This is a genomic window from Blautia sp. MCC270 (assembly GCF_018785605.1).
Taxonomy (GTDB): Bacteria; Bacillota; Clostridia; order Lachnospirales; family Lachnospiraceae; genus Blautia_A; species Blautia_A fusiformis.
The window spans coordinates 1-10,271 of record NZ_WQQD01000025.1; the positions used below are offsets into that span (position 1 = coordinate 1).

Genomic DNA, 10,271 nt, shown 5'->3' on the forward strand with positions numbered 1-10,271 from the left:
CTTTGGCACGCCTTGACAAAGGAAAATATCAATGGTATCCTTACATATGGCTGTAAAATATGTCTTTTTTGGTCTGTGACTAATGAAGATAATAAGCGACACAATTCCCATAATCCACGAGCTGTCCAAGGATGTTTCCTCTTGTACCAGCTCTTTTTTTATACCTAATCGACATTTCCATTCCCAAATGCTATACTATACCCGCAGGCCGCGCGATCTGGCTTTTGGCCTGCCAAATTTCAGAAAAGGATTTTTTTCTATGCAGAGAATTATTACCTATACGATCTCAACCGGGGAGTCCGGGGAAAATATTCTTGGATTTCTTCGGAAGAAGGGTTTTTCCAAACATATATTGACTACTATGAAGCGGGCGGAGCAGGCGATCCTGCTGAACGGGCAGCCGGCTTTTGGCAGAACGGTCCTGAGGGAGGGAGATGTTCTTCGGATCCTTGTTCCGGAGGAGACCGGGGAGGGATCGGAGCCTTCCATTATTCCGGTGCCGCTGCCTTTAGATATCCTGTATGAGGATGAGGATATCCTTGTGCTGAACAAGCCTGCTGATATGCCTGTGCATCCCTCTGCCGGAAACTACGAGAATACGCTTGCCAACGGTGTTGCCTGGTATTATAAGCAGCAGGGGAAGGCTTTTGTCTACCGCTGTATCAACCGGCTGGACAGGGATACCACCGGGGTGCTGGTGCTTGCCAAGAACCCTCTGAGCGGAGCTCTTCTCTCTGCCCAGATGAAGCAGCGCCAGATCCGACGTACCTATCTTGCACTTACTGACGGGATCCCACCGGAAAGGGGGACGATCTCCGCCCCTGTTGCCAGAATGAATGCTTCTGTGATCACAAGGGAGGTTAATTTTGAGCGTGGGGAGACTGCCGTGACTCATTATGAGCGTCTTGCAGTCAGCAATGGATATGCTCTTGTGGAGCTGCATCTGGATACGGGGCGGACTCATCAGATCCGGGTGCATATGAAATATATTGGCTGTCCGCTGCCGGGGGATTTTCTGTATCATCCGGTTTTTGACCGGATCGGACGCCAGGCCCTGCATTCCTTCCAGCTGGAATTTGCTCACCCCATCACCGGGGAGCCTATGTGTTTCCTGGCACCTGTGCCTGAGGATTTCCGCAGAGCATTTGCGCAGTAAAAAATCAGCTGTCCGGTAGGTGTTTCCTGCACCGGCAGCTGATTTTTTTGTTTTTATTTATTTTTTTTGTAGATCACAAGGAGTCCCTTGAGCAGAAGGTCCTCATCCAGAATGATTTCTTTTTTACAGTGAGAAATGATCTTTTTTGCAAGACCGCCTGTTGCGATCACGGTTGTTTTCTCACCAAGCTCTTCTTCCACCCGGTCTATGATCCCGTCAATGGCTGCTGCGTTGCTGTAGAGCACGCCGCTTTTCATGCATTCGATGGTATTGCGCCCGATCACATGCTTCGGGGCATCGATGCTGATCCCGCTGAGCTGGGATGCTCTGGCTGTCAGTGCATCCAGGGATATTCCGATGCCAGGAAGGATCATTCCGCCAATGTATTGCTTTTTGCTGTTGACAACCGAAACTGTAGTAGCGGTTCCCATATCGATCACAATAAACGGAACCGGATATTCATTTAATCCTGCCACAGCGTCTGCCACAAGATCCGCGCCCAGCTGTCCGGGGTTGTCCATCATGATGTTCAGACCTGTTTTTACTCCTGGTCCCAGGACCATGACTTCTTTTTTGAGGATCTTTTCTGCTGCCAGCTTGGCAATGTTGGTGATCTGCGGGACTACAGATGAAATGATACAGCCTTCTATGTCTGCCTTTTTGATGTGGTAGATTTCCAGTAAGGTTTTCAGGTCTACGGCATATTCCAGTTCTGTTTTTGTTCTTACGGTAGCAAGTCTCTCGATGAAGTATGTTTTTTGATCATCGATGCAGCCCACGACTATGTTGGTATTTCCAATATCAATTGCTAATATCATAATTTTATTTTCCCTGTCTTTATGCTTTTGTCTTCTCACGGCTGATCTGTGCGGATGGAATCAGATGTGCCTTGGAAAGTGCAGCTCCCACTGCTCCTGTGATCACTGTGGAGGAAATCATTTCGCATACTGCGTTGATCCCTACCATGAGACAGCAGCCGATGATGATGTTATGACCGCCCATCAGATTTTTTACATAATCGGTATTTCCGAACAGTCCTACAAGTGCTGCCATGAAGAACAGTGTATTCAGGAATGCGGAAAAGAACCCGGTTACTGCACATGCCACATAGATATTGCTGACCTTTCGCATGCCTTTAAAAATATATCCGAGGCAGATACCGTCCAGAAGACGTGGGATGAAGCGCTGGATAAAGGCAAATACCGGATTGATACCGAAAAGCACAACTCCCATTGCACTGGAGCCGCCTACTCCTATGCACTGGAGAAAGCTGGTCAGGCCGAAGATCGCACCTGCCACGGCTCCTCCTACGGGTCCGAGGACGACTGCACTGATGGCTACCGGGATCACGTTAAAGGAAATGGCCAGTGGCCCGATGTTCAGATATCCCAGTGGTGTGTAGGCCATCAGCAGAAGGATTGCTGCCATCAGGCCCAGTAATGTAAGCTGTGCTGTTGTAAATTTGTTGTTTTTCATTTCTTCTCCTCCTTGTTACCGTTCCGCTCTGTGAATATTTCCGGAAATACAGCATTTTCCGGCGTTTTCTGCGGATACAATACGGTGATGGAAAGCGGTGATCTTTTTGTTCCGCTTTTCGTTGTTAAAACCGGCTATCTGACCGGTTCTGTAGCTATGCTTCTGCCTTTGTGGTAAGCAGAAGGATCTTATCCAGGATCTTTAACGCTGCATCCTCCTTGCTCATAAGCGGGAGTGACACTTCTTCGTCCTGTGTGATAAGAGTCAGGACATTGGTATCTCCCTGGAATCCGGCGCCTTCTACCTTCAGGTTGTTGGCTGCCACCATATCCAGGTTTTTCTTCTCAAGCTTGGCTCTGGAATTACGGAGCATGTCTCTGGTCTCCATGGAAAATCCGCAGAGGAACTGGCCCTGCTTTTTGTGCTGGCCCAGATATTTCAGAATGTCGTCTGTCCTCTCAAGCTCTATGGAAGCCTGATCGTCTTTTTTCTTAACCTTGTCTTCGCTGACCTGCTTCGGACGGTAGTCTGCCACTGCGGCAGCCTTGATGATGATATCCTGTTCATCACTTAAACCGGTGACTGCCTCGAACATATCTCTGGCGGATGTCACAGGTACGACCTTCACAAAAAGGGGCGGCTCAATGGCAGTAGGTCCGCTTACCAGCGTAACCTCCGCTCCTCTGAGCATGGCCATTTTTGCAATGGCGTATCCCATCTTTCCGGATGAATGGTTGGTGAGACAGCGGACCGGGTCGATGGCCTCCTGGGTAGGTCCTGCCGTTACTAGGAGCTTTTTGCCGGCAAGGTCTTTCTGGAAGGCGGCTTCCTTCAGGATATATTCCAGAAGGGTTTCCGGCTCCGGCATTTTTCCGGCTCCGGTGTCCCCGCATGCCAGGTAGCCACTGGCCGGTGTGATCACCTCATATCCGTAGGTTTGCAGCTTCCGGATATTGTCCTGCACCACGGGATTCTCATACATGGCGGTATTCATGGCTGGTGCAAGGATCTTCTGACACCTGCAGGCCATTACCGTAGTAGTGAGCATATCGTCCGCAAGGCCGTTAGCCAGCTTTCCGATCACGTTTGCACTGGCCGGTGCGATCATCACAACATCTGCCTTCTTGGCAATGGATACGTGCTCTACCTGGAACTGAAAGTTCCGGTCAAAGGTATCCACCAGGCATTTATTCCCGGTCAGTGTTTCAAATGTGATCGGATTGATAAAGTTCGTTGCATTCTCTGTCATCAGTACATGGACATCTGCATGAAGCTTATGTAATGCACTTGCCAGATATGCGATCTTGTATGCAGCAATACTTCCTGTGATGCCAAGAAGCACTGTTTTCCCTTTCAGCATCCTTCTCCCTCCTGTCAGTCAACCATACGGATACTCTCGATCACCGGCTGCTGATCCTTTGCAATAGTTCCGTTGCCGTCTGTCGGCTTGGCATCCTTGCAGATCTGATCTACAATGTCCATCCCGGAGGTCACGTGTCCGAATGCAGCATAGTCGCCATCCAGATGTGTGGAATCGGACTGTACGATAAAGAACTGAGAGCTTGCGCTGTCCGGATCTGTACTGCGGGCCATGGAAATGGTTCCTCTTACATGAGAAATATCGTTCTTCACTCCATTGCTGGAAAATTCGCCCTTGATGGTATCCTCTGCTCCGCCGGTTCCGTCTCCGTTTGGATCTCCGCCCTGGATCATAAATCCGTCAATGATCCGGTGGAAGGTCAGACCGTCATAAAAATTGTCCTGTACCAGCTTTACAAAATTTGTGACTGTGATGGGTGCGGTCTCTGCATCCAGCTCTACATCGATCTCGCCATAATCCTTTACGGTGATGGCAGCATGATGGGTTCCTGTCAGCTGCTGGCTGGTATCGATCACAGTTGTTCCTGCCATTTGTGCATCCTCGGAACCATCGGAAAATTCTCCGTCTGCGCTGTCTGTATCCTCTGTACTGTCTGCGGAGTTGTCTGCAGAAGCTTCGGTTTCATGTGAGGTGTCCTCTGCATCACCGGAAGCCTCCTGATCATCGGTGCTTTCTTCATGGTCTGAAAAGCCTGCCGCCTCAGCCTCCTCCTCGGACACTGCATTGGCTGCTGTCTCTTCATCTACGCCTGTCTGTCCTTCTGAGGTTTCTTCCTCCAGAGATTCTTCCTTCTGGTCTGCTTTTTCAGAAGTACTGTCTGTGCTTCCGCATCCGGAAAGCATTCCTGCGGTAAGAGCTGTCGCAAATAATACGGCTAAAACCTTACGTTTCATATTTATAAGTCCTCCTTATCAGATCCCGAAAACGCCTGTTCCGGCATTTTCAGGTGAGCTTTTCACTCTCCCCCTGTAAGCTTTTCTCAGTTTAACATCATCTTTTCATAAAGTCAACTTTGCACGGAACCAGGTGCAGGAGTTACTGTTCACTTTGTTCTCAGCAACGTGCAGGATTCCCTTTGTTTTGCCTTGTATCTCTTCCGGTTCTCTGCTAAAATCATGTATGGAGCTTATTATGGGCTCCGTACATATAAGAAAGTGAGGAATCAACATGGAAAAGATCACAAGTTTTACCATTGACCATATCAAGCTTCAGCCTGGCGTATACGTTTCACGTAAGGATCTGGTTGGAGATCAGGTGATCACTACCTTCGATATCCGTATGACTTCTCCCAATGAGGAGCCTGTTATGAACACAGCCGAGCTTCACGCCATGGAGCATCTGGCAGCTACCTTCCTGCGGAACCATAAGGAGTTTGGCCCGAAGGTCATTTACTGGGGTCCTATGGGCTGCCGTACCGGAAATTATCTTCTTCTTAACGGGGATTATGAATCCAGAGATATCGTTCCGCTGATGATCGAGATGTTTGAATTTATCCGCGATTTTGAGGGTGAGATCCCGGGAGCTTCTCCCAAGGACTGCGGAAATTATCTAGATATGAACCTTGGCATGGCAAAATATCTGGCAAAGAAATTCCTGAACGAGGTTCTCTACGATATCAAGCCGGACCGTCTTGTTTATCCGGAATGATCTGCGGGTACGATCCGCGGGTATGATCCTTGTGTTCTGAACGGACTATATGCCGAAACAAAAAAACAGGCTACCTGTATCGATGTTCTTTCATCGGATACAGTTGCCTGTTTTTTATTATATCAAGGAGATATCTGCAATTAAAGCAGGATCAGGATTTCCCTGATCTGGTCAAAGCCTGTAGTCTGTGCTCTACTGTGCTGCTTCTGTGGTAGTATCTTCTGCGGTAGTATCTGCTGCCACTGCGCCCACCGGCGGTGTTGTGCTGACATAATCACCGGATGCGTAGCAGGTCTGGCCATTATAATCCACACGAATCCATCCATTGTCACAGACACCGGTACACTTCAGGGATTCTCCGGAAAGGACACCTGCCACAAATTCTGCCTCTGCGTTGGCGTCAGAACGTAAATTCACACCCTCCACTGCATAGTAAGTAGCATCCTGTGCCTGTACGTTAATGCCGCTTGGGGTCTGCTCCGTAGCTGCTGTCTGTGCTGCGGGATCTGTTGCCGCTGCTGCTCCGTCTGCCGTGGAATCCGCTGCCGCTGCTGTTCCGTCTGCTGTGGAATCTGCTGCCGCTGCTTCTGGTGTAGGTGTTGCAGTTGCCTTCGGCTTCTCTGTGGGCTCCGGCGTCGGTGTGGAATCTACTACTGTTACCACTGCATCGGTTCCTTCCTCATATCCACAGCCCTGTGCAAGGAAAGCCGCGCCTATTATCAAAGCCATAATACATTTTTTCTTCATGTTATCTGATTCCTCCTTATACGCCGGTAAAAAATTCTCTGCGTCCAATATACACGATTCTGCAATATTATGCAAGTCCTGGCCGGTTCTTTCACATATTTACCGGCTCAAAAAGCACCCGGACAGTTCCGCCGCAGATCATTCCCAGATCTCCTGCCCCCTGTCCCAGCTCGTAAACCTTTGTTTCCGTATTTCGGATATTTACTGCGTGTTTTCCGGCTTCAAACTCCACTTTTCCGCCGCCGATGCTTCCTGCCGTGCTTCCGTCCCGGAATACGAACATCTTGCTCCCAGTTCCTCTTGGTGAGGAGCCCTTCTTCTCGATGATCGTGACCATGGTTCCCGGTGTCCTGCGGCGTACTGCTGCCTCCACCTCCTCATCACAGTAGGTGCGGAAATGCCGGTTCTTTTCCTGCACGATCTCTGCCATGATGCTCACGGCGATCTCAGCCGGCATCTGTCCTCCGATGGGAAGTCCGATGGGGGCATGGATCTGATCCAGCTGTTCCTCCATAAAGCCCTCTTTCAGGAGCTTTTCCCTGGTGATCCGCACCTTTGTCCTGCTTCCGATCATTCCGAAATATGCAAAGGGTCTCTTAAGGATCGCTCTTGCACAGGCGGAATCTCCCAGATGGCCTCGTGTCACCACTACATAGTAGGCATTTTCATAGGGAGGGATCCTGTCGGACAGGGTATCAAAATCTCCAAAGATTCTCTCATCTACCATGGGAAATCTTTCCTCCGTCACAAATTCCTCCCGGTCATCCATGACTGTTACATGAAAGCCCAGCATCCTGCCGATCTCTGCTACCGGAAGAGAAACATGGCCGCCACCCAGTATGATCAGCCTGGGATTCTTCTCGTAGGTTTCCACAAATATCTCCCGGTCTCCGTTTTTCACAACGCCGGTTTCCACAGCTGCTTCCACGGAAGCCTTCAGGAATTCTTCTGCTTCTTTATTTCTTTCTGCTCTCTTCGGATAAAAAAAGCTGCTTTCTTCCAAAAGATATTTCAGCCCGGCATCCTTTCCGTTCAGAAGGATCCCTGTTTTTACACGCCCTCTTTTTTCTACCACATCATATATTGTCTGATACATGCTTTGTGTCCTTTCTGTCCGTCTTTCGCTGTTTATTCCGCGGCAAGCTCCTTTACCGCCCTGGCAGCAGTGTCCACCTCTTCTTCCGTATTAAAATAAGAAAAGCTAAAGCGGACAGCTCCCGTTTTTTCGGTTCCCAGTGCTTTGTGCATCAGCGGTGCACAGTGGCCGCCGGCTCTTACACTGATCCCGTACTCTTCATCAAGGACCATGGCCACCTCTGCCGAGTCCATCCCTGCAATATTCAGAGTCACCACAGGGGAGCGTTCTTCCCTGGAAAAATCCCCGTACAGGGTGACTCCCGGAATTTCCTTTACCTGGTCATAAAAACGCCACATCAGCTGCTGCTCTCTTTTTCGGATCTGTTCTGTTCCAATTTCGGTAATCCAGCTGATGGCTGCGCCAAGACCTGCGATCCCATGGCTGTTCAAGGTGCCTGCCTCCAGTGTCTCCGGCATATCCTGCGGATGCTCTCTCTGAAAGGTGAGGACGCCGCTTCCGCCTACCTTCAGAGGCTCCACAGCTACCCCCGGACGGACACAGATGGCTCCTGTGCCCTGTGGGCCCATAAGGCCCTTATGTCCGGAAAAGCAAAGAATATCTATATGATCTTTTTTCATGGAAATCGGAAATACTCCTGCTGTCTGGGCAGCATCCACAATAAAAAGCTTCTGGTGCTTCTGTGCGATCTCACCGATGGCGTGGATATCATTGAGATTTCCTGTCAGATTGGAGGCGTGGGTACAGACGATCACCTTCGTCTCCGGACGGATGGCTGCTTCAAGCTCCGTAAGGGAGATCCGTCCCTTGCGGTCTGCCGGCAGGATCGTAAGCTTCATGCCTTTTTTTTCCAGGCGGTACAGCGGACGGAGCACACTGTTGTGATCCATCTCCGTACAGATTGCATGGATAGTTTCCTCCTCTGGATGAAGTGTTCCCTGCAGGGCGATATTGAGCGCTTCCGTGTCATTGGATGTAAAGGCCACACATTCCGGTCCCCATACGTCAAACATCTCTGCGATCTGGCATCTTGTATTAAAAATAAGCCTTGAGGCTGCCATTGCTTCGCCGCTGCTGCCCCTTCCGCTGTTTCCTGCATGCTGCATGGCTTCCACCACAGCACACGGCACACAGTCCGGCTTATGAAAGCTTGTAGCCGCGTTATCCAGATAAATCATTTCATCCTCCTTGTGATTTTTATCAAATACCTTTATAATAAACTCTGGCTTTATTTTATACTATCCGAGGAGGTTTTCCAATGAAAAAAACATCTTTTTTCAACAGTCTGCCATTTAAGCTGCTGGTCGCTGTGATCCTGGGGATCATAGCCGGTCTTATCCTGAACCGATACAGCACCAACGGAATCTCCATGGCAGTTCTTAATATCACAGTTACTATCAAGTACATTCTGGGCCAGATCATTACCTTCTGCGTGCCGCTGATCGTGCTGGGATTTATCGCTCCGTCCATTACCAGGCTTGGCAAAAATGCTTCGCTGATGCTGGGTGTTGCGGTTGTCCTCGCTTACGGCTCCTCTGTTGGCGCAGCGCTTTTTTCCACAGCCTCTGGCTTTCTCATCATTCCACATCTGTCCATCCATTCCTATGCTGCAGGACTGAAGCGGCTGCCGGAGGTGATCTTTGAGCTGGAGATCCCGCAGATCATGTCCGTTATGAGTGCTCTTGTTTTTGCAATGATGCTGGGACTTGCCGCTACCTGGACAAAGGCGAAGCTGATCACTGGGCTCCTGGATGAATTTCAGAAAATCGTTCTTTCTCTGGTGGCTCGAATCATCATCCCCATTCTTCCGTTATTTATCGGCACTACCTTCTGTGGCCTTGCCTACGAGGGAACCATCACCAGACAGCTGCCTGTTTTTCTGAAGATCATCGTACTGGTGCTTGCCGGGCATTTTATCTGGATGGCTCTTCTTTACATCCTTGCAGGTATCTATTCCGGAGAAAATCCTCTGGAGGTTGTCCGCCATTATGGTCCTGCCTATCTGACTGCCGTAGGGACCATGTCCTCTGCAGCCACACTGGCCGTTGCACTGCAGTGCGCCTCCAAGGCAAAACCACTCCGTAAGGATCTGGTCAGCTTCGGGATTCCTCTTTTTGCAAACATCCATCTCTGTGGCTCCGTTCTGACAGAGGTTTTCTTCTGTATGGCGATTTCGAAGATCCTGTACGGTTCCGTTCCCACGCCGGGTACCATGGTTCTGTTCTGCCTTCTTCTGGGTATCTTTGCCATCGGAGCTCCCGGTGTTCCCGGCGGAACCGTCATGGCATCCCTTGGCATCATCACCGGAATACTGAAATTCGACAGCTCCGGCACTGCATTGATGCTTACCATCTTTGCACTGCAGGACAGCTTCGGTACCGCATGCAACGTGACCGGCGACGGTGCACTGACACTGATGCTTACCGGCTATGCAAAGCGCCATCATATTGAGGAGGATGATATAAGTAACTAAATATATTGCAAAAAGATATTAAATGTGTTTAAATATACTTATGGAGGTATATTATGGACACATCAAATATCACAAATTATAAACCAAAAGATTTTGCGGAATTATTAGGTGTTTCTGTAAAAACGCTTCAGAGATGGGACAGAGAGGGAATCTTAAAAGCAAACCGAACTCCAACAGACAGACGTTATTACACATATGACCAGTATCTTCAATTTAAAGGTATAAATATAGAACATGATAAACGAAAAGTTGTTATTTATGCAAGAGTATCTACCAAAAACCAAAGGGATGATCT

10 protein-coding genes and 1 pseudogene are annotated in these 10,271 nt (G+C 49.3%); 4 read left to right on the plus strand and 7 right to left on the minus strand.

Annotated elements, in window-relative coordinates; genetic code table 11:
* Positions 1-259: 259 nt before the first annotated feature.
* Complete coding sequence (locus GPK58_RS07835) at positions 260-1,156, plus strand: RluA family pseudouridine synthase (RefSeq protein WP_022426820.1); 897 nt, start codon at positions 260-262, stop codon at positions 1,154-1,156.
* Between the two features lie 53 nt (positions 1,157-1,209).
* Here the strand turns inward: GPK58_RS07835 and GPK58_RS07840 are convergent, their stop codons facing one another.
* The 4 genes and pseudogenes from GPK58_RS07840 to GPK58_RS07855 all read right to left on the minus strand — a co-directional run.
* A complete protein-coding gene (locus tag GPK58_RS07840; RefSeq protein WP_021651710.1) occupies positions 1,210-1,974 on the minus strand; it encodes a type III pantothenate kinase in 765 nt (254 codons plus the stop codon).
* 19 nt (positions 1,975-1,993) lie between these two features.
* Positions 1,994-2,632, minus strand: a complete 639-nt coding sequence (locus tag GPK58_RS07845) for an ECF transporter S component (RefSeq protein ID WP_022426821.1) — start codon at positions 2,630-2,632, stop codon at positions 1,994-1,996.
* Between the two features lie 154 nt (positions 2,633-2,786).
* Complete coding sequence (gene coaBC, locus GPK58_RS07850; protein WP_021651707.1) at positions 2,787-3,992, minus strand: bifunctional phosphopantothenoylcysteine decarboxylase/phosphopantothenate--cysteine ligase CoaBC; 1,206 nt, start codon at positions 3,990-3,992, stop codon at positions 2,787-2,789.
* Between the two features lie 14 nt (positions 3,993-4,006).
* Positions 4,007-4,510 (minus strand): annotated as a pseudogene (locus GPK58_RS07855) (peptidylprolyl isomerase); the annotation flags it as partial.
* A gap of 670 nt (positions 4,511-5,180) precedes the next feature.
* Between GPK58_RS07855 and GPK58_RS07860 the strand changes: the two are divergent.
* Complete coding sequence (locus GPK58_RS07860) at positions 5,181-5,660, plus strand: S-ribosylhomocysteine lyase (RefSeq protein WP_215638461.1); 480 nt, start codon at positions 5,181-5,183, stop codon at positions 5,658-5,660.
* 192 nt (positions 5,661-5,852) lie between these two features.
* Here the strand turns inward: GPK58_RS07860 and GPK58_RS07865 are convergent, their stop codons facing one another.
* The 3 genes from GPK58_RS07865 to GPK58_RS07875 all read right to left on the minus strand — a co-directional run bounded on the left by GPK58_RS07865 (position 5,853) and on the right by GPK58_RS07875 (position 8,681).
* Entirely contained in the window at positions 5,853-6,407 is a 555-nt protein-coding gene (locus GPK58_RS07865; RefSeq protein ID WP_129974831.1) for an SH3 domain-containing protein, read from the minus strand.
* Between the two features lie 91 nt (positions 6,408-6,498).
* A complete protein-coding gene (locus GPK58_RS07870; protein ID WP_173745951.1) occupies positions 6,499-7,503 on the minus strand; it encodes an XdhC family protein in 1,005 nt (334 codons plus the stop codon).
* Positions 7,504-7,535: 32 nt separating this feature from the next.
* Positions 7,536-8,681: an aminotransferase class V-fold PLP-dependent enzyme gene (locus GPK58_RS07875; RefSeq protein WP_215638462.1), complete on the minus strand. Its 1,146-nt coding sequence runs from the start codon at positions 8,679-8,681 to the stop codon at positions 7,536-7,538.
* Between the two features lie 80 nt (positions 8,682-8,761).
* Between GPK58_RS07875 and GPK58_RS07880 the strand changes: the two genes are divergently transcribed.
* Both GPK58_RS07880 and GPK58_RS07885 read left to right on the plus strand, forming a co-directional pair.
* On the plus strand, positions 8,762-9,976 hold the full coding sequence (locus tag GPK58_RS07880; RefSeq protein WP_215638463.1) for a dicarboxylate/amino acid:cation symporter: 1,215 nt from the start codon (positions 8,762-8,764) through the stop codon (positions 9,974-9,976).
* Positions 9,977-10,044: 68 nt separating this feature from the next.
* Positions 10,045-10,271, plus strand: a 227-nt coding sequence (locus GPK58_RS07885) for a MerR family DNA-binding transcriptional regulator (protein ID WP_330627222.1), incomplete at its 3' end; no start/stop codon positions are given.

Bases quoted from the DNA above. Each gene is read 5' to 3' on its own strand.
- GPK58_RS07840 (WP_021651710.1), bottom strand. From the start codon at position 1,974: ATGATATTAGCAATTGATATTGGAAATACCAACATAGTCGTGGGCTGC.
- GPK58_RS07835 (WP_022426820.1), top strand. From the start codon at position 260: ATGCAGAGAATTATTACCTATACGATCTCAACCGGGGAGTCCGGGGAA.
- GPK58_RS07865 (WP_129974831.1), bottom strand. From the start codon at position 6,407: ATGAAGAAAAAATGTATTATGGCTTTGATAATAGGCGCGGCTTTCCTT.
- GPK58_RS07870 (WP_173745951.1), bottom strand. From the start codon at position 7,503: ATGTATCAGACAATATATGATGTGGTAGAAAAAAGAGGGCGTGTAAAA.
- GPK58_RS07875 (WP_215638462.1), bottom strand. From the start codon at position 8,681: ATGATTTATCTGGATAACGCGGCTACAAGCTTTCATAAGCCGGACTGT.
- GPK58_RS07880 (WP_215638463.1), top strand. From the start codon at position 8,762: ATGAAAAAAACATCTTTTTTCAACAGTCTGCCATTTAAGCTGCTGGTC.
- GPK58_RS07860 (WP_215638461.1), top strand. From the start codon at position 5,181: ATGGAAAAGATCACAAGTTTTACCATTGACCATATCAAGCTTCAGCCT.
- coaBC (WP_021651707.1), bottom strand. From the start codon at position 3,992: ATGCTGAAAGGGAAAACAGTGCTTCTTGGCATCACAGGAAGTATTGCT.
- GPK58_RS07845 (WP_022426821.1), bottom strand. From the start codon at position 2,632: ATGAAAAACAACAAATTTACAACAGCACAGCTTACATTACTGGGCCTG.